The sequence below is a fragment of the Streptococcus suis genome, assembly GCA_024583055.1.
Lineage (GTDB): Bacteria > Bacillota > Bacilli > Lactobacillales > Streptococcaceae > Streptococcus > Streptococcus suis_V.
The window spans coordinates 1,041,351-1,066,037 of sequence record CP102145.1; the positions used below are offsets into that span (position 1 = coordinate 1,041,351).

At 41.2% G+C, this 24,687-nt stretch carries 22 protein-coding genes and 5 pseudogenes; 9 read left to right on the forward strand and 18 right to left on the reverse strand.

Going from position 1 to position 24,687, the window contains the following annotated elements:
- Nucleotides 1–67: 67 nt before the first annotated feature.
- A complete protein-coding gene (gorA, locus tag NQZ91_05135; protein UUM58753.1) occupies nucleotides 68–1,417 on the forward strand; it encodes a glutathione-disulfide reductase in 1,350 nt (449 codons plus the stop codon).
- Nucleotides 1,418–1,463: 46 nt separating this feature from the next.
- Here gorA and NQZ91_05140 read toward each other — a convergent pair whose 3' ends face one another.
- Nucleotides 1,464–2,201, reverse strand: a complete 738-nt coding sequence (locus tag NQZ91_05140; GenBank protein ID UUM58754.1) for a cyclase family protein — start codon at nucleotides 2,199–2,201, stop codon at nucleotides 1,464–1,466.
- Between the two features lie 208 nt (nucleotides 2,202–2,409).
- Here NQZ91_05140 and NQZ91_05145 point away from each other — a divergent pair, with 208 nt between their 5' ends.
- Nucleotides 2,410–2,931 carry a biotin transporter BioY gene (locus NQZ91_05145; protein UUM58755.1) on the forward strand — a complete coding sequence of 174 codons (522 nt, stop codon included), beginning with the start codon at nucleotides 2,410–2,412 and terminating at the stop codon, nucleotides 2,929–2,931.
- 28 nt (nucleotides 2,932–2,959) lie between these two features.
- Here the strand turns inward: NQZ91_05145 and NQZ91_05150 are convergent, their stop codons facing one another.
- On the reverse strand, nucleotides 2,960–3,175 hold the full coding sequence (locus NQZ91_05150; GenBank protein ID UUM58756.1) for a YdbC family protein: 216 nt from the start codon (nucleotides 3,173–3,175) through the stop codon (nucleotides 2,960–2,962).
- 92 nt (nucleotides 3,176–3,267) lie between these two features.
- Between NQZ91_05150 and NQZ91_05155 the strand changes: the two genes are divergently transcribed.
- Nucleotides 3,268–3,588, forward strand: a complete 321-nt coding sequence (locus NQZ91_05155) for a hypothetical protein (GenBank protein ID UUM58757.1) — start codon at nucleotides 3,268–3,270, stop codon at nucleotides 3,586–3,588.
- An 18-nt stretch (nucleotides 3,589–3,606) separates the two neighbouring features.
- On the opposite strand, the gene NQZ91_05160 is transcribed toward NQZ91_05155, so the two are convergent.
- The gene (locus tag NQZ91_05160; protein UUM58758.1) at nucleotides 3,607–4,893 is read right to left on the reverse strand and encodes a U32 family peptidase; all 1,287 of its coding nucleotides are present in this window, start codon (nucleotides 4,891–4,893) and stop codon (nucleotides 3,607–3,609) included.
- A gap of 537 nt (nucleotides 4,894–5,430) precedes the next feature.
- Nucleotides 5,431–6,360 (reverse strand): U32 family peptidase, encoded by a 930-nt coding sequence (locus NQZ91_05165; GenBank protein ID UUM58759.1) that lies wholly within the window; start codon nucleotides 6,358–6,360, stop codon nucleotides 5,431–5,433.
- Between the two features lie 158 nt (nucleotides 6,361–6,518).
- Here NQZ91_05165 and NQZ91_05170 point away from each other — a divergent pair, with 158 nt between their 5' ends.
- Nucleotides 6,519–6,818 (forward strand): DUF3270 domain-containing protein, encoded by a 300-nt coding sequence (locus NQZ91_05170; protein ID UUM58760.1) that lies wholly within the window; start codon nucleotides 6,519–6,521, stop codon nucleotides 6,816–6,818.
- A 123-nt stretch (nucleotides 6,819–6,941) separates the two neighbouring features.
- Here NQZ91_05170 and NQZ91_05175 read toward each other — a convergent pair whose 3' ends face one another.
- The 9 genes and pseudogenes from NQZ91_05175 to NQZ91_05215 all read right to left on the reverse strand — a co-directional run bounded on the left by NQZ91_05175 (nucleotide 6,942) and on the right by NQZ91_05215 (nucleotide 15,958).
- Entirely contained in the window at nucleotides 6,942–7,673 is a 732-nt protein-coding gene (locus NQZ91_05175; protein UUM58761.1) for a GntR family transcriptional regulator, read from the reverse strand.
- A 152-nt stretch (nucleotides 7,674–7,825) separates the two neighbouring features.
- Nucleotides 7,826–9,499, reverse strand: a complete 1,674-nt coding sequence (locus NQZ91_05180) for a recombinase family protein (protein UUM58762.1) — start codon at nucleotides 9,497–9,499, stop codon at nucleotides 7,826–7,828.
- Nucleotides 9,500–10,002: 503 nt separating this feature from the next.
- A complete protein-coding gene (locus NQZ91_05185; GenBank protein UUM58763.1) occupies nucleotides 10,003–10,407 on the reverse strand; it encodes a hypothetical protein in 405 nt (134 codons plus the stop codon).
- A gap of 251 nt (nucleotides 10,408–10,658) precedes the next feature.
- Nucleotides 10,659–12,797 (reverse strand): copper-translocating P-type ATPase, encoded by a 2,139-nt coding sequence (locus tag NQZ91_05190; GenBank protein ID UUM58764.1) that lies wholly within the window; start codon nucleotides 12,795–12,797, stop codon nucleotides 10,659–10,661.
- 19 nt (nucleotides 12,798–12,816) lie between these two features.
- Nucleotides 12,817–13,268, reverse strand: a pseudogene (locus NQZ91_05195) (multicopper oxidase domain-containing protein).
- 219 nt (nucleotides 13,269–13,487) lie between these two features.
- Nucleotides 13,488–14,321, reverse strand: a pseudogene (locus NQZ91_05200) (multicopper oxidase domain-containing protein).
- Nucleotides 14,322–14,422: 101 nt separating this feature from the next.
- Nucleotides 14,423–14,872: a CopY/TcrY family copper transport repressor gene (locus tag NQZ91_05205; GenBank protein ID UUM58765.1), complete on the reverse strand. Its 450-nt coding sequence runs from the start codon at nucleotides 14,870–14,872 to the stop codon at nucleotides 14,423–14,425.
- Between the two features lie 457 nt (nucleotides 14,873–15,329).
- The gene (gene cadX / locus NQZ91_05210; GenBank protein UUM58766.1) at nucleotides 15,330–15,668 is read right to left on the reverse strand and encodes a Cd(II)/Zn(II)-sensing metalloregulatory transcriptional regulator CadX; all 339 of its coding nucleotides are present in this window, start codon (nucleotides 15,666–15,668) and stop codon (nucleotides 15,330–15,332) included.
- 11 nt (nucleotides 15,669–15,679) lie between these two features.
- Nucleotides 15,680–15,958: pseudogene (locus NQZ91_05215) on the reverse strand (CadD family cadmium resistance transporter).
- Nucleotides 15,959–16,057: 99 nt separating this feature from the next.
- Between NQZ91_05215 and NQZ91_05220 the strand changes: the two are divergent.
- Entirely contained in the window at nucleotides 16,058–17,011 is a 954-nt protein-coding gene (locus tag NQZ91_05220; GenBank protein UUM58767.1) for a DDE-type integrase/transposase/recombinase, read from the forward strand.
- Nucleotides 17,012–17,075: 64 nt separating this feature from the next.
- On the opposite strand, the pseudogene NQZ91_05225 reads toward NQZ91_05220, so the two are convergent.
- Nucleotides 17,076–17,330, reverse strand: a pseudogene (locus NQZ91_05225) (CadD family cadmium resistance transporter).
- A 49-nt stretch (nucleotides 17,331–17,379) separates the two neighbouring features.
- On the opposite strand from NQZ91_05225, the gene NQZ91_05230 reads away from it, so the two are divergent.
- A complete protein-coding gene (locus tag NQZ91_05230; protein UUM58768.1) occupies nucleotides 17,380–17,949 on the forward strand; it encodes a hypothetical protein in 570 nt (189 codons plus the stop codon).
- Nucleotides 17,950–18,269: 320 nt separating this feature from the next.
- Here the strand turns inward: NQZ91_05230 and rlmD are convergent.
- A pseudogene (gene rlmD / locus NQZ91_05235) lies at nucleotides 18,270–19,619 on the reverse strand (23S rRNA (uracil(1939)-C(5))-methyltransferase RlmD).
- A gap of 37 nt (nucleotides 19,620–19,656) precedes the next feature.
- On the opposite strand from rlmD, the gene recX reads away from it, so the two are divergent.
- The 3 genes from recX to NQZ91_05250 all read left to right on the forward strand — a co-directional run bounded on the left by recX (nucleotide 19,657) and on the right by NQZ91_05250 (nucleotide 21,421).
- Nucleotides 19,657–20,433, forward strand: a complete 777-nt coding sequence (recX, locus tag NQZ91_05240) for a recombination regulator RecX (protein UUM58769.1) — start codon at nucleotides 19,657–19,659, stop codon at nucleotides 20,431–20,433.
- A 76-nt stretch (nucleotides 20,434–20,509) separates the two neighbouring features.
- The gene (locus NQZ91_05245) at nucleotides 20,510–21,043 is read left to right on the forward strand and encodes a DUF402 domain-containing protein (GenBank protein ID UUM58770.1); all 534 of its coding nucleotides are present in this window, start codon (nucleotides 20,510–20,512) and stop codon (nucleotides 21,041–21,043) included.
- Nucleotides 21,044–21,103: 60 nt separating this feature from the next.
- A complete protein-coding gene (locus tag NQZ91_05250; GenBank protein UUM58771.1) occupies nucleotides 21,104–21,421 on the forward strand; it encodes a DUF960 domain-containing protein in 318 nt (105 codons plus the stop codon).
- 38 nt (nucleotides 21,422–21,459) lie between these two features.
- Here the strand turns inward: NQZ91_05250 and NQZ91_05255 are convergent, their stop codons facing one another.
- From NQZ91_05255 to glyQ, 3 genes are read right to left on the reverse strand one after another with little or no spacing between them, the layout of a single operon-like run.
- Entirely contained in the window at nucleotides 21,460–21,717 is a 258-nt protein-coding gene (locus tag NQZ91_05255) for a DUF896 family protein (protein UUM58772.1), read from the reverse strand.
- Between the two features lie 9 nt (nucleotides 21,718–21,726).
- Nucleotides 21,727–23,763: a glycine--tRNA ligase subunit beta gene (gene glyS, locus NQZ91_05260; GenBank protein UUM58773.1), complete on the reverse strand. Its 2,037-nt coding sequence runs from the start codon at nucleotides 23,761–23,763 to the stop codon at nucleotides 21,727–21,729.
- Entirely contained in the window at nucleotides 23,763–24,680 is a 918-nt protein-coding gene (glyQ, locus tag NQZ91_05265; GenBank protein UUM58774.1) for a glycine--tRNA ligase subunit alpha, read from the reverse strand. The genes glyS and glyQ overlap by 1 nt, the downstream gene beginning before the upstream one ends.
- Nucleotides 24,681–24,687 lie beyond the last annotated feature (7 nt).

Genomic DNA, 24,687 nt, shown 5'->3' on the forward strand with positions numbered 1-24,687 from the left:
TAGCGGATTTTTGATTGAAAGATAAAAAAAGGGTAGAATGTAGTCAAGAAATCTTTGGAGGAAGAAAATGAGAGAATTTGATATTATCAGCATTGGTGGAGGAAGTGGTGGTATTGCCACTATGAACCGAGCGGCTATGTATGGTGCCAAGGCTGCCGTTATTGAAGGCAGCTATATCGGTGGAACCTGTGTCAATCTAGGCTGTGTTCCTAAAAAAATCATGTGGTACGGTTCTCAAGTAGCTGAAGCCATTCACACTTATGGACCAGAATACGGTTTCACCAGCCAGGATGTTCACTTCAACTTCGCAACCCTGCGTCAGAACCGTGAGGCCTATATCGAGCGTTCTCGTTCCTCTTATGGCAATACCTTCAAAAACAATCAGGTTGAGGTCATTCAAGGTTTTGCTAAATTTGTAGATAGCCATACGGTCGAGGTCAATGGTGAGCGAATCAAAGCCAAACACATTGTCATCGCTACTGGTGGTCTTCCAGTTATTCCCGCCATTCCAGGTGCTGAATTGGGTGTCGTGTCCGACGACTTCTTTGCCTGGGAAGAATTGCCAGAGTCTGTCGCTGTTATCGGCGCTGGCTATATTGCCGTTGAGGTGGCTGGCGTCCTACACGGTTTGGGAGTGGATGCCCAGCTCTTTGTCCGCGGCGACCGCCCATTGCGTAACTTCGATACCTACATTACGGATGCCCTCATGGAAGAGATGGAGCGGACTAAGCTCCCACTTCACACCCATAAAACGCCAAGCAAGCTGGAGAAAACGCCAGAAGGAAAAATCCAAATCTTCTTTGAGGACGGCACTTCCCACATTACTGACCAGGTTCTCTGGGCTGTTGGGCGCAAGCCAAATACCAACCAGCTTAACCTAGAAGCTGCTGGTGTGACACTAACAAAATCGGGCCACATCGAAGTCAACCAATACCAAGAAACAGTGGTTCCTGGCATCTATGCCTTGGGCGACGTGACGGGTGAAAAAGAGTTGACACCCGTTGCTATCAAGGCTGGACGGCTCCTATCGGAACGCTTATTCAACGGTAAAACAGATGCCAAAATGGACTACACAGACATTCCAACTGTTGTCTTCTCCCACCCAGCTATCGGTACGGTCGGATTAACAGAAGACCAGGCCCTTGTTCAATACGGTGCGGACCAAGTCAAGTGCTACACTTCAGCCTTTACCTCTATGTACACAGCCATGGCAGACAACCGCCAGCTGACCAAAATGAAACTAGTCACCGTTGGTCCTGAAGAACGAGTGGTCGGCCTCCACGGTATCGGCTACGGTGTCGACGAGATGATCCAAGGTTTCTCAGTTGCTATCAAAATGGGAGCTAGCAAGGAACAATTTGACGCCGTTGTGGCCATCCACCCAACTGGCTCAGAAGAATTTGTCACCATGCGATAGAAATTTCATAAAAACGCTCAGACTTTCATCTGGGCGTTTTATCATCTTATGGCAAAATAGCAATGGCTCTAACTGGTGAACCCGAGCCCTTTTCCCAATGTGGAAAGGCGATGGAAATCAAGCTCCCCGTCGCTGGAACCTGATCAAGATTGTTGAGGACTTCTACCTGGTAAATATCTTTTGACAGAAGATAGTATTCCTCTGGAAGGCTACCACCATTCTCTGCTGCTGACACTCCTGAGTCTGTATCCAGGGTCTCATGACCAACGGCCTTGACCTTGCGTTCCTCAATCAGATACTCTAAGGCATCATGGCTCCAACCTGGGGTATGTTGCACTCCATTATCATCCAAATTACGGATGGCATCCTGGCTTGGCCAGCGTTTAGACCAGTCTGAGCGGAAGGCAACAAAGGACTCCTCTGCAATAGGACCATGTTCCTCTTCAAAATCCAAAATATCCTGCTTGGTGATTTGGTAATCTGGATTTGCTGCAACTGCCTGCGACTTATCGATAACATAAAGAGGCAGGAGCAAATCTTTCAAGTCAATCTCGTCCAAATAACGAGCCCCCTCCACAAAGTGAACAGGCGGGTCGATATGGGTGCCATACTGGCCAACGACCGTGAACTGTTCTACGAAAAATCCGTCCTTGTGGTCAAACAAGGTCTTCTTCTCCAAGGCAGGCAGGGCAGGGAAATGAGGACTATTTTCATTGATTTGATGGGTCAAATCCACCCATTTTTTGGCTTTTAAGGTACGGTAAATAGCTAATAATTCTGACATAGGATGTCTCGCTTTCTTATTTTTATCCATTGTAGCATGAGAATGGATCAGTCTACTTAAAAAACATAGTTTTTTACTTATATAACTTTTTTATGAATAGCTATAGATTTTTCCTATAACTGTGACAGCTGATAGTCAATGGATTGACTTCCTTTGAAAATCAAACTATAATTTTGTTAACCAATTATTATAAAAGGATAACCATCTCATGACACAAGAATCAACTCTCCATTTGGTCTACACTGCAATCGGTGCGGCCCTCATTGCAGCTCTTTCACAAATCAGCCTTCCCATTGGTCCTGTTCCCTTTACTCTCCAAACCCTGGCTATCGCCCTGATTGCCTGCCTCTACCCAAGGAAACTGGCCCTGGCAAGTGTCGGAATTTATCTGACCTTGGGTGCCATTGGACTGCCTATATTCGCAGGATTGTCAGGTGGAGTGGCCAATCTTTTCGGACCGACTGCTGGATTTCTCTGGGGCTTTTTGGCCTACGCGGCTATCACATCCAGCTTGACGACAGATAATAGTTCTCCATTCCAGGTCTTTCTGGCTTGTCTGCTGGGAACCGCTACTTGCTTTGGACTGGGATGTTTAGTATTCAAACTGGTCAGCGGTGCTAGCTGGACAGATACTCTTGGCTGGACAGTCCTGCCCTTCATCCTGCCTGATTTAGCAAAAATTTCCCTCGCCACAGTGGCACACAAACTCCTCCAACCAGTTATGAGATAAAGGAACCTAATCGCTTAGGCTCCTCATCTTACTTATTGGTAAATGCATCCAGCATGACTTGAAATTCTTCATTGCTGAGGGTAATGCCCTTGCCCATCTTGGTATGGTCGGGACTCCAAGTGCGGATGTCATATTTGGCTGGTGCCCCGTTAAAGGACACACGGTTAAGCTCCTTAGTCCAGCCCTTGTCATTCTCAGATAGGACTAAGAGTTTTTCTTCGATTTCAAATGTAAATTCTGCCATTTGTTACCTCCTTCACTTATTTGTTCGCAAACACTTGTCATTTTTATAAAAATTGTATAAGATGATTATAGCAAGTTTGAAAGGATATTGCCATGAAGAGGTTTTTGGAATCCATTTTCGGTCGTATCAATGATTTTCTGGTTTACAGATCCCAACCAAAGCCTATGGAGCCTGCAACCAGAGAAGAGATTCAAGAGTATCTTGAGCTGGCCATTCAAAAGAAGGCTGCTATCCATGTTATTTATGGTGAACGTAGCTTTACCGGGGACATTGTCAAGTATGACAAGGAACGACAACGCTTGATTATGAAAAATTTCAAACGGCGCGTGACCAGTATCATTCGGATTGATGAGATTAAAAAAATCTCTCTGGTTCCAGAAAACATCAAAAAATCACAATTATCAAAAGGCTGAATTTCTCCAGCCTTTTTCTTATGCACGAATAGTAACAGCCTTGCCGTCCTCTTGATAGAGATTGATGAGCCCTGACTTGCAGGCGCGGATCATATCGCCTGGATAGATTTCGCGGTCTAGCTTAATAGTCAGCAGTTCCATAGGCTTATTGGCACGGTCAATCTTATCTCCATTGGAATCATGCAGGCCTTGAATGGTCGTCTCAAAATGACGGAAACCTGGCCCGTAGAACTCAACTTGGTCTCCTTCGTTGATGACATTGCGCTGACGAATAGTTGCTGTCATGGTTTCCTTGTCAAAGGCCACTACTTCAGCGATAAATTTGTATTCTGGAATTTTACGGCGGGCACCAAACAATTGCTCGTTTTCAGTTGGTGGATTGTAATAAAAACCAGTTGCCAGTTCACGCTGGGCTACTTTCCACAACTCGTCAATCAGGTCTTGTTTGATCGCTTCAAACTTTTCTGGACTTTCTAGATAGGCATCGACCGCAGCCTTATAGCAGTTGGTTACGGTTGACACGTAGTGGACAGATTTCATCCGGCCTTCGATTTTTAGGCTATCAACCCCATTTTCAATCATGTCTGGAATATGGTCGATCATACACATATCCACCGCAGACATGGAGAACTCCTCTGGTATTTCCCCCTTAATCGAACGACGCTCTTCACCGAATGGCAAGTCATAGAGGTTGTACTTCCAGCGGCAAGACTGGGAGCAACCGCCGCGGTTGGCATCACGTTTGCTCATGTGGTTGGAGAGGACGCAACGTCCTGAGTAGGAGATACACATGGCACCGTGGACAAAGGCTTCGATTTCAACATCTGTCCGTTTGCGGATTTCAGCCACCTCTTCCATGGTCACTTCGCGGGCCAAGACAACACGGGTCAAGCCCAATTCCTTCCAGAATTCGAAAGTCTCATAATTGGTCGATGAAGCCTGGGTGGACAGATGGATTTCAAGTCCCGGCGCTTCAGTGGCACAGATGACGATGAGGGCTGGGTCAGACACGATAACCGCATCCAAGCCCATGTCACGCAATTCGCGGAACCAGGCTCCTGCCCCTTCTTCATTTCCTTCATGGGTCACCATGTTAGCCGCAACATAGACCTTGGCACCACGGGCGTGGGCGTATTCAATTCCTTCCCGCATCTCGTCCATAGTAAAGTTCCCAGCCCGGCTACGCAGACCGTAGGCCTGACCGCCAACAAAGACAGCATCGGCACCATAATCAATGGCAACCTTCAATTTCTCCAATGTCCCAGCAGGTGACAAGACCTCAGGACGCTTTAATGCTTTTGACATAATATTCCTCTTTCTATTTGCAGGATAGAATTAAGATAAAAATTAAGAATTGGCGACGGTTTTCAAATGGAACGATATTTTTCCACTTGAAAACCTATTGCAGGGCCTAGGAACTCGCCTAAAGACGGTTCCGTACTTGGACCTTACCTATAGTAGGTGGCAAAGTTGGCTCTGCCAGTATAGATTGATTTGAATTAAAATATGCGACGATAGCTAGGTCAAAACGACACTTTTTGACCTAGCTGTCTAGTGTAACTGACTAGGAAAGGTTCAATGGAACTTTCCGTTTAGTGTCAAGCTCCTTTAGAAGCCGACACTAAGTCAGTTACCAGGATAGAATTAAGATAAAATCTAAGAATTGGCGATGACTAAAACAACCCTCTGGACCGGGCTTTCCCATTGACAGGCTCGGGATAAAACAGTCCCCCGGACTGGCCTCGCTTCTCTATTTCTAGGTTCGGGATAAAACAGTCCCCCGGACTGGCCTCGCTTCTCTATTTCTAGGCTCGGGATAAAACAGTCCCCCGGACTGTTTTATTACCTCACCTTGTTCCGGTCAAATTCGTAAAATCCGGTGTCCAAACCGCGTTGGCTTGGGTGGAACTTGCGTACTTGTTCGTCCAAGAGAAAGGCTTGGTCGTAGGTGAATTCTCCTTTTTCCAATAAATCACGCGCTTGGACGAATAATTTGGCAATCTCGACGAAGTTCTGACCTGGACAAAAAATACCATCCAACTTCCAATTTCGGTAGCCATGTTCATAAAGCTCTGTCAACTTGGTCATCATGTCGATATCATTGTTAATAAAAATATGCGTTCCGTGTTTATCCTCAAAAATGGAATAATGACTTTCTGGATCTGCAGGTTCTGCCAAGAAAAGTCCACGTTCCTTGGACAAATCCGTCTCATCCGCCTTAGTGAAGTTATAGTAGTTTTTGAGCAAGCTCCGCTTGGAATGGTGGATAACAGAGGCACCGTAAACCAATATTTCCGCAGGAATTTCCAGATTTTCCGAAATATCAAAGAGTTCTGCCGATGGGATTTCTCTTGCTAAGACAGCCTCGACAGCGCCGTGGTCCTTCCAGAAATTGATTTGTCGGCTGGATGTTACAAAGACAGATGTGTCGTAAATAAGCTTGAAATTGTAGCCGTCCCGCTTATTGATATAAAAAACACCTGCATCCCCAACGACCAGATAATCAACCTTGATTTCTTTCATCAATTCCATAAAAGGCTTGATATTGTCCATCATATCTTGGTGCATGAGAGCGTTGGCTGCGACAGTCAATTCCTTACCTGCCTCGTGAACCAGCTCTGCAATTTGGCGGAGCTCATCGTATGAAAAATTAGTCGGAATGCGGAGGGCATGGTCTGCCTCACCAACATAAATACGGTCAACACCTACTGCTAACAGTTCTTTGACCTGTTCAATGCTTTCAGCTGTTGCTGTTATAATAATATTTTTCATAATGTTCATTATATCACAAAGATTTTTTAAGAACGGAAGCGGACCTGAATTTTAATCTTCAGACTTTTCTAATTTTTTTGTAACAATATTGTAATAATCTTGTTACAGTCTCCACTCAATTTTATGGTATTCTTGAAAAGCAAAATAAAGGAGACGATATGGCACTTAGACAATATCGGCCTGACCAAATCCCCACTGAAGAGTATATCCCGAAAGAGAAACAGGCCCCTTATAAAGCGTACCAAGCAAGAGAATCCAGTCTTCCACGGATCAATGAATTATTATTTTTTGTGAATATTGTTGTTTTTAGTATTTTGACGGTTCTAGCAACTTACGTGTATCTTTCGCTGAACATCCCTGCCTTCCTGTCCTTCTGCTTGGCTATTCCAAGTGGTTTTATTGGCATGCAACTGCTCAAATACTCATCAAATAAAATATTTAAACGATTATTCTCGTAAACATCACCTGAGGGCTCAAAGCCCTCTTTTTCTTGCAAAAAAGCCAGGGCAGTAATCCTGTCCTAGCTCGCTGTCTTCGTTAAAAAACTAATATTGATTCAATAGCCTTGAAGTAGAAATCCACTACTCTTGACGGACGTGGCTAATCTTATATCTGAACTGGTCTGCCCGCGCAATACTAAAGGTAAACTCAATAATCTTATTTTTTTGATTGTAGGTCTTCCGAGTGATATGAAGAACAGGACTATTGTTTTTAATGCCCAGAACCTTGGCCTCATGGTCTAGTGCAATACTGGCATAAAATTCTTCTTCTGCCAGCCGAATAGTTTGATTGTAATCTTCAGCAAATATTTCATAGAGCGGCATGTGATTAAGGCGCTCTTCAGTCATTCCAGGTACAACTTCAGCTGGAATATAAGTCTTTTCCAGCATCATTGGAACATTATCAGCCAGGCGAATCCGTTCTAATTCAACGATGGGCTCGTTGATGTCGATTTGCAGCTGCTTGGCCAGATACTCGGACGCATTTTTCTCAAGCAACGACAAAATCTGGGTCTTTGGAACCTTGCCGATTTTCCGCATCTGCTCTGTAAAACTATAGGCAGAGGACAGATCAACAGCAGGCTCTCTTATCTCTGAAACATAGGTTCCCTTGCCATGTTTTTTATATACAAGTCCCCTTCTTTCCAATTCTTGAATTGCCAGGCGGACTGTAATCCTACTCACCCCATGAATATGAGTTAACTCGCGCTCAGAAGATAATTTATCATTCGGCTCCATGGTATTCCGAATCTTCATCTCCAATTCGTCTACCAATTGTAAATATAGCGGTTTGTCACCTGCTTCGGTAACCATATTATCACCTCTTCCATTGGTTATAACCACTATTAGTATAGTAAAAAAACGTTCGGAAATCAAGAATTTATAGAGATTTTCCCTACTTTTCATTTTTTAGGAAAATTTCAAGAAAAATGTCGGTAAATCATCCGCGACTGCCAGTAATAGACTCATTTCCTCACTAACTTAACCACCGCCTCAACCGGTGTACTATTGTCCAAACTAATTTCTAAGTCTTCCTCAATGATTGGAAGCTTGAAATGAATGGCTTTTACCCAACGTCCTGCCTCATTTTTTTCATCATAAATCTCGATTTTTTCAATCAACATCTGACACAATCGCTTCTTGTCGATATCTTCCATAACATCCATTAATGATGCAAAATTGACTAATATTTTATAAATATTGTCAGCGGTCATTTTATCTTTTAGGATTACCTCTCGTTTAGATTCACTTGTCTCAATTAGTGTTTCTACATCTGCTATTTTATCATAAATAGTATTTAATCTCATATCTAAATCAATTGACTTCTGCTGAAAATGAGGAACTTCAAAATTTAAGGTGTCAATCTGTTGGATTAAATTCATTTTAGTTGCATTTAGCTGACGAAAGAGACTCTTATATTGTTCAATTTCACTGTCTATCCTACTTGTATCAACCTGAATATTAATTTTTTCTTGAAGTTTTTTTGCAAATCCAGGTCTAGAAACTAATTTACTAATAATTGATAATACTTCATGGTCTAAATTTCCTGTTTTAAGCTGTTTATTAAATGTGCACTTATGACCATCTACATGCTTTCTATGTTTACAAGCATAGTAGTAATAGTTTTTATAGTATTCATCTTTCTTATTTTTATTTCGCTTGATACTTTTATTTCCATAAAGCCCAGCATTGCATAATGGACATTTTATCAACCCTGAAAGTATATAGATAGAATCGCCCTTGTTTGGATTCTCACGTTTATACTTATGGGCATTAGCTTCTCGTTTTTTCCTCACTTTTTTCCAAGTCTCATCGTCAATAATTGCTTCATGGATTCCGTCTGTTAGAATATAATTTTCAGACTGCGTGACTTTCGTTTCACCAGAAATTTTATCTCGAGTGCTTTCACGCCGTCCAAAAGCAATTTTTCCATTGTAAACTGGATTGTCTAAGATTCTTGCAATGCCACTTGATGAAAAATATGGAAGCGTACTATTGTGTCGAATTGGTTTCTTTATATCTAGGTTGGCTAAATGCTTGGCAATAGCTATAGTGCCCATATCACTGTTGGCAAATAAATCAAAAATCATCTTTACGGATTCAGCTTCTTCATGATTTACTTGTAATTGACCATTAACAAGGGAATATCCTACAGGCGCAAATCCACCATTCCATTGACCAGCTCTCGCTTTTTGTCTACGACCTTCCATAGCTTGAGAAATAATATTCTCTCTTTCCATTTCAGCAACTGCCGACAAGATCGTAATAACTAACTTTCCTGAATCCTTTGAACTATCCAGTCCATCATCAACGCAAATCAGATTTACACCATGAGATTCCATAATAGCTAGAGATTTTAAAGTATCCGCAGCATTCCGACCAAAACGTGATAATTTGAATACAAGTACATAGTCCACCTTATCTTTCTCTGCTTCGATGTCTGATATCATGTTCATAAATTCCGTTCGTCCTAACATGGTTTTACCAGATTTCCCAGCGTCTTGATAGGTTTTCACAATCTCAATATCAAAAGCATTGGCATATTGCTGAATTTTTGCTTCTTGAGCATCTAATGAAAATCCTTCAACCTGCATAGTCGTAGATACCCTTGTATAGATATAGGCTTTCTTTCGCTTCATTTAATTTCTCCTTGAAAAGTTTGACCAAAAAATACCCTTATAATCTTAAGGGTATTTTAACTCTTTTTAGAAAAGAATACAAGCAACTACTCATCAGTATACAGGTTTTCTTCCTTGATTGGTAAATTTGAGCAATCAATGTTGTCTCCATATTTCAGGAGCATTTCTTCCAAAAATCTCACTAGTTCATCCATAGATGACCACCAAGTGAAATTATTTGACTCTGATTCCTCATTACAAAAGGCAGAAGTAGTTGCTTGTAGAAATGTAAATCATGTAAGTTCATGATAAACTCCTTCTATAACTCAACTATATTCTGCCATTTTTTGGAAATTATAAAAAAACCGTTAATGAATTTGATATTAGTTTTAATTCCATGCAAAAATCTTCTTACAGAAGGTAAGAAGATTTTAGTTTTAAAACATTGTTAGATGTGTACTAGAAGTATATATACAGTACGATTAAACACAACTCTTGTCAACATTTTAAAAATTATTATCCACTTAAAAAATTGCCTCATTCATCAACTTCATTTCATAAGGAATTAGCTTTGAACTTATTTGCGAAATATTATCCTTTAGATATTGGATAATATTAGGATAACCAGTTAACTCCTCTGGTAATTTTACTTTCTTGACTGCTGAACAAGGTACCCCATAATCAATTAAGAATTGTAATCTTTCATCAACTTGTTCATTTTCCAATAAAGAAGCAAACACGCTATAGTCCCCGCACTTCATTTTTGATTGGCTAAAAACATATTTTTGAATAGAATCAACAACAGCAAGAAGCTTGGGAATCTCAAAATTTGCATCAGTTCTCTGAAATTTCAGCATATAATCGATAGCCCGATCCAAAGGATCTTTCTTATTTTTTTTAACATAGTAATCGTATTGTTCATAAATCAATTCTTTGAATGATAGATTTATATATTTCAAGGCTGTTACTGCTTTATTTTGACTATAGCCATACTCATCTCTATGCTTCAGGTACTTATATCCTAAAAATAATCAGTTCTAAATAAATTAAAAATCGTGTTGGTAGAAAAATCGACTACTTCTACCAACACGATTTTACAAAGAGCCAGTACTTACATCTCTTTTTCTCCTGTAAAACTATTGTATCTTGATACTTTAAGGAGTTTCAATCATTCGATCTGTTAACCGTTATTTTTTGGATCTAAACTTAATAACATAGCATTAATGGCGACGATGACTGTTGACACAGACATTAGGATTCCTCCTAATGCAGGGCTTAATGTGATACCAATAGGAGCCAAAATTCCTGCAGCTAGAGGGATAGCTATAAAGTTATAACCAGCTCCCCAAAATAGGTTTTGTTTCATTTTACGAGTTGTTTTGTGTGCTAATTCAATGAATGATTCAATATCTCCTGGATCGGATTGAGTCAATATGACATCAGCTGAATCCAATGCAACTTGAGTTCCAGCACCTACAGCTATACCAACATCTGCTAAGGCAAGAGAAGGAGCATCATTTACACCATCACCTACCATGATAACTTTCTTTCCTTCATCTTTAAGTGTTTTAACTAACTCATATTTGTCTTGTGGAGATTGATTTGATCTATACTCAATCCCTAAAACTTCTGCCGCGCCTTGAGCCGCTTTTTCATTATCACCTGTTGCCATAATTGGTTGAATATTGTTCTTTTTAAGAGCTTTAATTAACTCTTTACTCGTTGGTTTTAATTCGTCCCCTAAAGCTACAGCACCAATGGCATCATCGTTTTCTACTAAGACACTAAGAGTTGCTCCTTTTGGAATATCCATATCAAGATTACGTCCATAGGCTTTTTGACTGATTAATTGGTAACGGTGCCCACCTGCTTTACCCTCTACTCCAGAACCGGAAATCACATCAATCGAATCAAAAGATGCTGGACGTATATCTTGCTGCTCGGCGAACCTTATAATTGATTGAGCAATTGGGTGGCTAGATCCTCCTTCAATACCTGCCAATAAGGCAATGATTTCCTCTTTTGTATATTTGTCATTAAGAAGTTTTACATCTAATACTTTAAATTCACCAGTTGTTAAAGTACCCGTTTTATCTAAAATTATCACATCTGCATCTTGAGCTATTTCTAAGGCTTGGCGGTCTTTTACTAGTAAGCCACGGCTAGCCCCTAAGCTTGTGCTTCGGGCGGTTACCAATGGAATAGCCAGACCTAATGCGTGTGGACAAGCTATAACTAATGTAGTAATAGTAAATATAACTGCCGTTGGGATATCTCCAATAATCATCCACACTACAAAAGCAATTAGCGCGACAATAACAGCAATATAGAAGAGCCACCCTGCAACCTTTTGCGCAATATTTTCTGCCCTGGAAGGCTGACTTTGAGCTTGGCTAATTAAAGTCTGTACTTGAGAGATAAAGGATTGATCACCTGTCTCATTCACTTTAATATAAAGAACCCCTTCTCCATTTGTTGAGCCTCCGATTACTTCATCGCCAGGACCTTTTTTAACTGCTTTTGATTCTCCAGTCAAAAGAGCTTCATTTACACGTGATTCGCCACGCTCGATAGTTCCGTCTGCTGGCACATTTTCTCCGGCTTGAACACGAATTAAATCGCCTACCTGTAAGTCAGCAACTGGACGTATTTCAATTGAATCATCTTCTAACACAACGTGAGCATCTTTTGGTACCAACTTAGCCAATGCTGCTTGTGCGTCTCCTGCTTCTCCAATAGCTTTCATCTCAATCCAGTGACCTAATAACATGATTAATAATAATGAAGCAAATTCAAAGAAAAAGTCCATCACGTGTCCACCCGTTACGTAGGTAATGATAACAGCATAAATACTGTATAAATATGAAACACTTATACCTAAAGAAACTAGAGCCATCATTCCAGGTTCTTTTTGTTTAAATTCGTCAACTGCGCCTTGATAGAATGGACGTCCACCATAAATAATTAATATAGTAGATAAAATAGCTACTACAATATCAGAATATGGAAAAGTAAACTGGAATGGTAGGTCAAACCCAGCCATAGGGGATAAGAGCATAATAATGATTCCTAGTGGCAATGATTTTAAGAAAAGTTCCTTAAAGTTACCGTGATGATGGTGTTCATGCCCTCCGTGATGCCCACTGTGGTCATGCCCACTGTGCCCGCTGTGCCCGCTGTGATCATGCTCAGCATGATGTTCTTGATGTTGATTCTTATGGTCTCCATGTTCTTCCGTGCTTACGTGCTCATGTTTTGAATGATCCATGTCGCCATGATTATGGTGACAGTGGGATAAATGTTTGTTGTTATTGTTCATTTTAAATTCCTCCTTATTCTTAATGATGATGTAAATGACACTCGCATTGTCTTTCTGGACAATTGCAATCCACTTCTTCTACTGCGAAAGATTTTTTTATCTCTAATATTTTTTCTAGTCGATCTATATCATCGAAGCTTAAGACATGATCTTCAATATTATTTATTATTCTACTTTAATTTGTCCCATCATACCTGCTTCTTCATGTTCAAGAATGTGACAGTGGTACATATAACTACCCTTCTTATTAAACTTAACTATAAGTCTTACTTTTTCGTTAGGCTCAATATATACAGTATCTTTCCATCCGCTCTCCTCTGGAGAAGGCGCATTACCGTTTCTTGATAGAATTTGAACCTGGGTGCCATGAATATGGAATGGGTGTCCCATTTCATGCATCATAGATCCTGGGTTTGTAATTTCCCAAATCTCTGTATCTCCAAGCTTCACTGTTTCATCAATTCTATTCATATCAAACTTTTTACCGTTTATTGATACCATGTGACCCATACCTTGAAGCTCAAAACTTCTTATCTTAGTAGCTTGTGCTTCTGACATTCTTTCTATATTCGTTAAAGTGCTAGGTACTTCAGTATCATCTTTCCCATCGCCTTTAACATTAAAGGTCATAATGGCTTCCTTATTACTCATAAGTGATAGCTGCGTTCCCTTTTCATACTTTGAAAAGTCCACTATTATCTCTGCTCTTTCCCCAGGTGATAACATAATATTTCTCTGGCTAACCGGTTTTTCTAAAAATCCACCATCAGATGCTATTTGATAGAATCCATCTCTATTATCTAACTTCAAATTAAAGTTACTTGCATTAGCACCATTAACTATTCTAAATCTCATCTTGACTCTATTAACCTCTAAATTAGGTTTAATAGCTCCGTTAACTATGATAGTATCCCCTGTTGCTCCATCCATCATATTTGTATTATAAATAAAACTGCCGTCCTTGCCAAAGCTTCTATCTTGAATTACTAAAGGTATATCATTTACTCCATATTCCTTAGGAATATTTAAGCTTTTTGATACTTCATCATCCACATAGAATAGTCCTGCTAAACCTTTATAAACTTGGGTAGCAGTATTTCCTCCAAAGTGCGGATGATACCACAATGTTGCAGCCTGTTGATTTACTGTAAAACTAGGCTCCCAAGTTGTTCCTGGTTCAATTCCTTGATGAGGGCCCCCATCCTTTTCTCCTTCTACCTCTAGTCCATGCCAGTGAACTGTAGTTGCTTCTTTTAGCTTGTTATTTACGTGCACATTTACTTGCTCACCTTTACTTACTCTGATGACAGGGCCTAAGAAACTTCCGTTGTAACCCATAGTTCGTGTCTTGGTATTTGGTAAAAATGAAGTTTCTCTTTCTTGAGGTTCTAAAGTAAAATCCGCAATATTAGGATCTAGATTTTTATCCTCTAATAGTGGTGGTATAGGAAGTGTACTTTTTGTTTTACTTGTTTGAATATCTATATTAACTGCACTCTGGTTTATTTTAAAATAACTAATCATTGGTTCTAAAAGTGTAATATATCCAACTGCAGTTAATACGACTGTAAGTCCAATACCTAATAACATATGTTTATTCTTACTCATTTTTATTCCTCCTTATGTTAATGATGATGTAAATGACACTCGCATTGTCCTTCTGGACAATTGCAAGCCACTTCTTCTACTGCGAAAGATTTTTTTATCTCTAATATTTTCTCTAGTCGATCTATATCATCGAAGCTTAAGACATGATTTTCAATGATGCTTCCTATTACATTTCCAACTTTCTTATTGCAAATACGGTTAAAAATATCTTCTGCATAATCCCTTACGGCTTCTTTCTCTACAATATTGGCAGTGTAAATAAACTTTCTACCTTCTTGCTCTGTATTTAGTACGCCTTTTTCAACTAATCGACCTAAGATCGTTTTGATAGTGGATTCTGTCCAGTCCATTTTTTCTTTCAATACAGAGATGACTGTTTTACTAGTTACTCGATCATTTGCCCAAACTACACGCATTACTTCCCATTCAGCATCTGTGATAGAAGTATTAAGTTCTATTGTGCTCATTTTCCTTTCCTCCTTGTCGTTTACAAATGTAAACGAATATGTTCAAAATAAGTCTACTATTGTAAACGAAATTTGTCAAGTCTTTTTATTAAATTCTCACTTTTTGGGGTCAGTCCCTTAAAACTGAAAGTTTTAAAATGAAATTAGCCATCTACCTATACTGTGAGATGAAGGCTACGACTCATTCTGATAAGTCATCGATTTCATTTGATGACAGGTTTGGAGCTGTTAGGCAAATTTGCCAAGGCTAATCATAGCCTTGCTTTAGCCCAAAAAAGACATCCAAGAGATTTCTCTTGAATGTCTGTAAACGCTGATATAATCGTAGGTCGCTTTGCTTTAAATTATACTTTTTTCTTAAACATTTGATACGAGTAGGTATTTCTTGTGAGTAATTTTCATCAAAAATTTCATATATAATCTCCCTATAATCATGGAAAAGTAGTAAAAATAGTTGTTATCCTAGTTGATTAAAAAAATCTCTGATTTCCTCATCTTTTATAAAATAATATATAATTTTCCCCTCTCTTCTAGTGTCCAAGATGTTTTGATTGGCTAGTTTACGAAGATGGTGGGAGGCAGATGCCATACTGAGATTTAATAAACAGGCTATATCGCAGACACAGAGTTCTTCGACGGCAAGGAGATAAAAGATGATATTTATCTGTTTATTATCGGTAAATTTTGATAAAATGCGAAGTGATTTTTGGACTTTTTCCTTTTCAAGGTAGTTCGTTGCGGTTGTAACATTTTGTTGATTTATAACATCCACTTGACAGATACTATCTTTTTTCATTATTTTTTCTCCTAGCCTAACACAGCCCATAGCATGTCAAAGCTGTTGTTTTCAATCAGGATATATATCCCCAATCCTAAATAAACAACGGCAATAAACCATTTGCTATATTTTTCCAAAGTTTCTCCAACAGAAGGGATTTGTGCCAATTTTTGGGCAGAGAAAACCAAGAGATAAATCATGACTAGAAAGGTAAGTAAAGCCACTATCAAATTCGCTAAATTTAAGGTAGTAAAATATGGGACAAAGACACCAATATTGTCAGCACCACAACTTGCAAAAGTAATCATAGTGTAGCGTTACAATAGATGTGAGACTTCTAGAAGTCAAAAAGAAGATTCCCTGATATGATAAGAGTACCACCTACTCATCAAAAAGGAAATCTTCTCATGACTAGTATACCACAAAATCTTCGCTATTTGCCACACACTCTGGAAACACGCTACCACGCTGTTAAAACCTATCGAAATGGAGCTTCTGTCACCTTCATCTGTCGACGCTACAAGGTCTCAAAAGCCTCTCTCATGCGGTGGAACAAGCGATTCGACGGCACCAAAGAATCGCTGAAAGACCGGTCGCATCGACCTCTAACACCTCATCCAAAAGCTCATACCGAACAGGAGCTTACCTGGATTAAAAATTGCATCCGAAGAAATCCACAGGCAACCCTCATCGAAATATTCTACAAGCTCAAAACTAATAAGGGCTATGACCGCCATCCCTGCTCTCTCTTTCGAATCTTGAGAAAACTTGATTTCTTCAAATCCCCTAAAACTAAGCAGAAAACCTATGTGCCTAGGCCTTACCATACCCCAACTGAACTCGGTATCAAGTGGCAAATGGACGTCAAATATGTACCGACTCACTGCTACACAGGCAAGCTACCTGACAAATTCTATCAATATACCGTCATTGATGAGGCCAGCAGGGAACGTTTTATCTTCCCTTTCAAAGAGCAATCTTCTCACTCAACTGTTCAGTTTGTCAAAATGGCTATGAGATACTTTGGATACAAACCCAAAATTATTCAAACGGATAATGGTTTTGAGTTTACCCATTTCAAAGAGACCAAGCAAATTCACCCCCTAGACCTACTTTGTCAGGAACTTGGTATTGAGCACAAACTAATTCGTCCTCGAACACCCAGACATAATGGCAAGGTTGAGCGCAGTCATCGAAATGATAACCGACGTTTCTACCAGCACTTGACCTTTTACTCCTATGACGATCTGATCAAGCAGATGAAAACCTATCTTTATCGTTCTAATCGACTCCCTATGCAAACTTTAGGCTGGAAATCTCCTATCGATATCAGAAAAGCTTTACTAGAAGCTAGCTCCTAGTAAAGCTTAACAAATGGATAACTTCAAAATCACCTTTTTGGTCTCACATCATTGACAAAGGTACACCACAACTTGCAAAAGTAATCATAGCGACTAGAAAAATCAGGTTTTTATTATCTTTGCTCAAACCTTCTTTGGCAATAGCTTCTCCATCAGAATCTCCTAAAAGCAAAACTTTGAGGCCTAGGAAAATTGGAATCAAACCGAGCAAACCTAAAATCTCTTTACTAGGAATATAATCTAAGACAAATGCAAAAAGCAAACTTAGCAATATTAGACTAACAGAGCCTAGAAATTGTCCTAAATAGATGTTAATTATCTGTTAAAGAATTCATTTAAAGCAAGAGTCAGTTAATAAGTTAGATAAGATGTTTGAAGCAAAAGTTGACAAAGTTGAATTGTTATTGGCACAGGAAGAAGCTGTAAATGCTATCAACGAACAATTATTAAAGGATATTGGAATTAAAGAGGATAAGAATTACCTATTTACAAAAGATTTTAAAGTGGAAGAACGTGGACTAATTGGAAAAAAAGAAAAATTCGCTGTTGTACCTTTGAAAATTTTTGAAAAAATGTTATACCAAGTAAATACTAAACCTATGAAACAAATTTTAGACGATTTTATTGATAAAGTCTTTAACAATAGTATCGTCAAAGGATTGAAACAGAAAATTAGCCAGTTGACAGGCGAATTAAAAAGAGCCAGGGAGCAGCTTCAACATGAGAGGTCAGTACGAATTGCTGAACAAAAAGAAGCTAAGAAAAGAATGGATTCACTATTGAAAGAAGTCCAGCCTGCAATGAACCTATACGAAGATTTTCAAAACTATCTCACTGAAAATGATAAGAAAAAAGTATTTGAACGCATCGAAAAACACAAAAAATTACACCAAAAACAAATAAGTAAAAATCGCAATACAAATGATTATGAACGTTAAAAAGTGCAGATCAATTCTGCACTTTTTAATTTATTTAATTACTCAATCATTCCAAACCAAGTTAACGCATCGATGATAGCTTGTTCTTTTTTGGGTGGACAATTTGGAACTCTTTGATTTTCTTTCTTAGAGTGATTATAGTTCTCTCGCTCGATTATCCCAAGTTTCCTTTTTACTTGTGCAATGTTAAGGGTAGATACTTTTAATTCAAATTTTCTAAAGACATAATCTTTGATTTCTGAATAAGTGGCATCCTTCTTGACAGAAATATCTTTGAGATCTTCTTCATTGATTTCAAGATCAATATGATGGTTGATATCTCGTTTGGACAATTTCACAACCGCCTCCGTCCGAGCCGTATGTGGAAACATATCAACGGATTGGATGTATTCTACATTGTAAACCTTGGCCAATTTTGCCAAATCCCGTGCCAGTGTCGACACGTTGCAGGAGACATAGACCATCTTGGCTGGCTTGTAGTGTAAAATGGTGTCCAGCAACTTATCATCCAGACCTGTTCGAGGCGGATCTACCACCAAGGCATCTGCCCGGTAGCCTTCCTCATACCATTTTGGAATAATATCTTCTGCCTTGCCCGCCTCATAGTGGGTATTTTTCAGTCCCAGACGGTCAGCATTTTTTCTAGCATCTTGAATAGCTTCCGGAATAATATCCATTCCCCGAACCGACTGAACCTTTCTTGCAAAGGCAAAGCCAATGGTTCCGACGCCACAGTAGGCATCAATCAGATGCTCCGTCCCATCAATATCCAGCGCCTTGACAGCCTCGCCATAGAGAACTTCCGTCTGCTGCGGGTTTAGCTGGTAAAATGCCCGAGGTGACAGTGAAAATTCATAGTCCAAAACAGCCTCGGAAATGGCTTCTTGTCCCCATAAAATCTCCGTCCGTTCCCCGTAAATCTCGCTGGACTTGGACTGGTTCCAGTTGAGGGCAACGGTGACAATGGCAGGAAATTGCTTCGTCAATTGCTCAATCAATCGCGTCAAATTGACCTGGCAAGAGGTGACGAAAATCAGCTGCACCTGGCCAGTCTGGCGGGCCCTGCGGACCATCACCGTCCGAATCCCCTGCTCTCTTCGCTCATTGTAAATAGGAATCCGATGCTTGGTCAGTAAGTCTGACACGGCATTGATAATGGTCTGGGTTTCTTCATCTTGGACTAGACAATCTGTAATCCCAATCAAGCGGTGGCTACCTTCTGCGTAGAGCCCAGCAGTCACCTCGCCCTTAAAAGAGCGGGTCTGGAACTGCAGTTTTGCTCGGTAGTGGGTGGGCTGGTCCATGCCGATGGTCGGACGGATGTCAAAATGTTCATAGCCTGCTGGTTTGAATTTTTTCAGGGCTTGTAGCAGCAAATCTTGCTTGAAGTCCAGCTGCTTGTCATAGCGGAGGTGCATAATCTGGCAACCACCACAGGCCTGGTAAATCTCGCAGGCTGGCTGGACACGAAACTTGGACTCTTTATTGATTTTCAGAAGCTTGGCCTGGACAAAATTCCGCTTGACATCGGTAATTTGACAATAAATCTCTTCTCCCTTGAGAGCGCCCGGGACAAAAACGAGAGTTTTCTGGTAAAAGCCGATACCTTCGCCGTTAATGCCCATGCGCTTGATTTTTAGAGGAATTCGTTGGTTTACTTGTAGATTCATGTTTCTATTTTACCGAAAATTCCTGTATAATGAAAGAATGAGAGTAACAAAGATTGAAAAGAAAAAACGGCTCTATTTGCTGGAGCTGGATAGTTCAGACAAGCTCTATATCACTGAGGACACCATTGTACGCTTTATGCTGACCAAGGACAAGGAAATTTCTGAACAGGAGTTGGCGGAGATTCGGGATTTTGCCCAATTTTCTTATGGGAAAAACCTGGCTCTTTATTTTATTTCCTTTAAGCAGCGGACCAAGAAGGAAGTGGCTGACTATCTGCGAAAGTACGAAATTGATGAGAACACCATCCCAGCGATTTTGCGCAATCTAGAGGAGGAAAACTGGGTCAACGACCTAGCCTATGCGGAAACTTTTGTTCGGCAGAATAGCTTGAACGGGGACAAGGGGCCAGCTGTCCTTCGGCAAAAATTGCAGCTCAAGGGTCTTGAAAAATCCCTGATTGACCAGGCACTGACTGATACAGACTTTTCTGAGCTAGCGGCAAAGGTTGGAGACAAGATTCTACGAAAATATGGCCACAAATTGCCTCTCCGCGCCCTGCAGGATAAGATTGCCCAAGGACTGGTGACTAAGGGATTCTCCTATGAACTGGCCAAAAGCGTGGTAGCTAACTTGGACTTGGACAGTGATGAGGAGGCAGAAGCCGATTTGTTGGAAAAAGAACTGGACAAGCAATACCGCAAATATAGCCGAAAATATGAAGGCTATGAGCTTCAACAACGTCTGACCCAAGCCCTGGCCCGAAAAGGCTATGATTACGGTGACATTCGTTCGGCTTTACGCGACTATCTATGACAAAAGTTTCGCCAAGGTGCCAAAAATATGATATAATAGTTAAGATAAATTGTAATAGTAGAAAGTTGGTAACAAGGTGAAATTACCAAAAGAAGGCGACTTTATTACAATTCAAAGTTATAAACATGATGGTGAAATTCATCGCGCCTGGCGTGACACCATGGTACTAAAAACAACAGAAAATGCCATCATTGGAGTCAATAATCATACATTAGTCACTGAAAATGATGGTCGACGTTGGGTGACAAGAGAACCTGCTATTGTCTATTTCCATAAAAAATATTGGTTCAATATCATCGCCATGATTCGAGATAACGGGGTTTCTTACTACTGCAACCTTGCCAGCCCCTATGTCCTAGACAATGAGGCTTTGAAGTACATCGACTATGACCTAGACGTAAAAGTCTTTGCGGATGGAGAAAAGCGATTGCTGGATGTAGATGAGTACGAGCGCCACCGGAAATCGATGAATTATTCGACGGATATTGACTATATCTTGAAGGAAAATGTCAAAATCCTGGTAGACTGGATCAACAATCAGCGTGGTCCCTTCTCTCCAGCCTATGTCAACATTTGGTACAAACGCTATTTAGAACTGCGAAATCGATAAAGTCATTTATAAAGAAAATCCTGTTTTTCAGGCTTTTTTCTTACCTGAGAGGAGGTCACTATGGCATTTCAAGAGACAAAAGGGCGCTATGCCAGCTTTGGCGTTGTCACTTCCCTTCCTGGCGAAGTGATTGACCATTTTTGGTTTATCATTGATAATTATTTAAAAGGAGTCCTACCCTTGAAAAAGGTTCTGCGTTTCTCCCTGAAAAATCGCAAGGGCAAACTCAGCATTACCTTTTCACAGGAAGGCTATAAAGAGGTTCTCACCATTGATTTCCAAAACAAATTCGACCCCTTCTTCCCGTCAACAGTATTGGTATTCGATAAAGAGGGGCAAGAAACCGTCGCCCTGCCGAAGGAATTGAATTATATATAGCAAAAGACTTGAGCCGAAACTCAAGCCTTTTCTTTGTCTTAGGAATTTGGATCATCCAAACTACGTCCGTGCAAGCCTTTTTCACGTTGGACTTGGCGGAGTTTCTCAGGTGTCACATCGTTGCCATCCTCATCGACAACCTTGATACCTTCAACGTGGGCACGCACACTACGGCGGTAGCCCTCGATGTACTCCTCACGAAGAGCAGCTTGTTCCTGCAACTCCTCCTCTGTCAAACCTTCCGCCTTTTTCTTGCGGGCCAATTCATTGATGCGATCAATTTTTGCTTGTTCCATATCCGCCTCCTACTTACTATTCAAGAGATTAAAGACCGCCACAGCACTTGCCTTATCCGCCAAGGCTTTCAAGAGAGCCAAGCGGTTGGCTTTGACTGCTGCGTCATCTGCCATGACCATGGTGTTGTCGAAGAAGGCTGCGATGACTGGGCTCAATGCAAAGAGCTTGTCCAAGTTGCCTGCCATGTCTTCCGTCAACTCCAAGCTAGATACTGCTGCAGCAAGGGCCTTCTCCTGCTCATTTTCAAAGAGCGCCTCGTCAATCGCAGTTGCCTCCGCCTTTTCAGCCAAGTTGAAGACCCGTGACAAGTTTTCCACGGCTTCCTTGTAGTCAGTCTCTTTTGATTTTTGGAAAATAGCAGAGCTGGCTGCCAGTTGCAGTCTGACCACAAAGGTTGAGCTGGCAAGTACAGCCTCGCGGATGTCTTTCGGAATGGCCTTATCCATCATCTTCTCTACACGAGCACGGATGAAGTCCATCACAGCTGGCTGGTTGTCATAAGTCAAACTAGTAAAGTTCAAGCTGTAGAGCTCCGTAATCAGCTGATCCAATGGAATTTCCCAACCAAACGCTTCCAAGATCCGCACGATACCCTGTGTTGCACGACGAAGAGCATAAGGGTCGTTTGAGCCAGAAGGAATCAAGCCTACTGAGAAGAAAGATAGGAGGGTATCAAATTTGTCAGCCAGTGCCAAGACCGCACCGACCTTGCTCTCAGGCAATTCGCCTTCTGCTGAGTTTGGCAAGTAGTGCTCACGGATTGCTGCTGCCACCGCAGGTTTTTCCCCTGCAAGAAGGGCATACTTCTCACCCATAATCCCTTGCAATTCATCAAACTCGCCGACCATGCCTGTCAAGAGGTCAAACTTGTAGATGTCCGCTGCACGCGCCACATCTGCCTTTTCATCCGCAGACAAGCCAGCCAAGTCAGCCAGTTTTTCTGCGATAACCTTTGTACGTTCCATGTGCTCGTAAAGTGAGCCGATTTTCTCATGGAAGGTCACGACTTTGAGGCGTTCCACCAAGTCAGCAATCCTGAGTTTTTGGTCTTCACGCCAGAAGAACTCACCATCTTCCAAACGAGCCACCAAGACTTTTTCATTTCCTTTGATGACATTGTCAAGGTACTGGTCATTCCCGTTACGGACGGAGATGAAGTTTGGCAAGAGTTTGCCAGACTTATCCCGCACCACAAAGTAACGTTGGTGATTTTTCATAGAAGTAACCAAGACTTCTTCTGGTACTTCCAAATATTTAGTGTCAAAAGAACCCATGAAGGCAGTTGGGTACTCGACCAAGTTGAGAACTTCATTGAGCAAATCTTCATCAATTTCGACTGTCACCTTGTGTTTGTCCTCGATAGCCTTGATTTGCTCGATAATCATATTTTGACGCTCTGCGGGGTCTGTAATGACAAACTGTGCACGCAAGTCAGCCTCGTAAGAATCTGCACTTGCAATCTCTGTTTCATTTCCAAGGAAACGATGACCACGACTGATGCGACCTGATCTAATGTCCAAGAAATCCATATCCAATGCTTCATCGTCCAAGAGAACGGTCAAGGTGTGGACAGGACGGATGTAGGCGAATTTGTTGGACGCCCAGTTCATGCTGACAGGGAAGGTCATAGCCTTCAAGACCTCTGGAATGCCCGCCAAAACTGCCTTAGCTGGCTGACCCGCCTCATGCTTGGTCACATAGACATACTCTTCGCCCTTGATCTCGCGAAACTCGATGTCAGCTGTCGTCAAGCCTTTACCACGGACAAAGCCTTCAGCAGCTTTGGTGAAGTTCCCATCTGCGTCCAAGGCAATCTTCTTAGCAGGACCCTTGAAATCTTCTGTAAGATCCGTCTGCTGGTCTGCCAAACCACGCACACGAACAGCCAAACGGCGTGGCGTTGAAAAAACATCAATGCTGTCAAAAGCCAAGCGATTGTCTGTCAAAAAAGTCGCCATGCGGTCACGCAACTGGTGCATGGCTGGGGTTACGATGTAGGCAGGGATTTCTTCCAAACCAAGTTCAACAAGTAAATTCTTTGTCATTATTCTGCGTCCTCCTTCAACAATTCTGCTCGTGCTGCTTCGTCTAAAAGTGGGAAGCCTAATTTTTTACGCTCAGCCACAAAGGTCTTAGCAACGACACGAGCTAGGTTACGGATACGGGCAATGTAGCCTGCACGTTCGGTTACAGACACAGCACCACGGGCATCGAGCAGGTTAAAGGTGTGAGAACATTTGAGCACATAGTCAAAGGCTGGGTGAACCAAGCCTTCTTCCAAAGCCCGCTCTGCTTCTTTCTCAAACTTGGTGAAGTTTTCAAGGAGCATGTCTTGGTCGGATACTTCAAAGGAGTATTTTGAATGCTCATACTCTGGCTGGATGAAGATTTCACCGTATTTAACACCGTCAGCCCACTCAATATCGTAAACGGAGTCAACCTCTTGAATGTAGGAAGCCAAGCGCTCCAAACCATAAGTTACTTCGGCTGTGACAGGGCCTGTCGCCAAGCCGCCAACCTGTTGGAAATAGGTAAACTGCGTGATTTCCATACCGTCCAACCAAACTTCCCAGCCCAGACCAGCTGAGCCTGTTGACGGGTTTTCCCAGTTATCCTCAACAAAACGAATATCATGCTCCAAAGGATTGATGCCCAAACGCTCCAAAGACTCCAAGTAGAGTTCTTGGATATTAGATGGAGATGGTTTCATCACCACTTGGAATTGGTGGTGCTGATACAAACGGTTTGGGTTTTCTCCGTAACGACCGTCCGCAGGACGACGAGAAGGCTCCACATAAGCCGCATTCCATGGCTCAGGACCAATAGCACGCAAGAAAGTGTAGGGACTCATAGTCCCCGCCCCTTTTTCCGTATCATAAGCCTGCATGAGCAAGCACCCCTGCTCATTCCAAAATTGTTGTAAGGTCAAGATAATTTCTTGAAAAGTAAGTTTTTTTGCCATAAGTTAC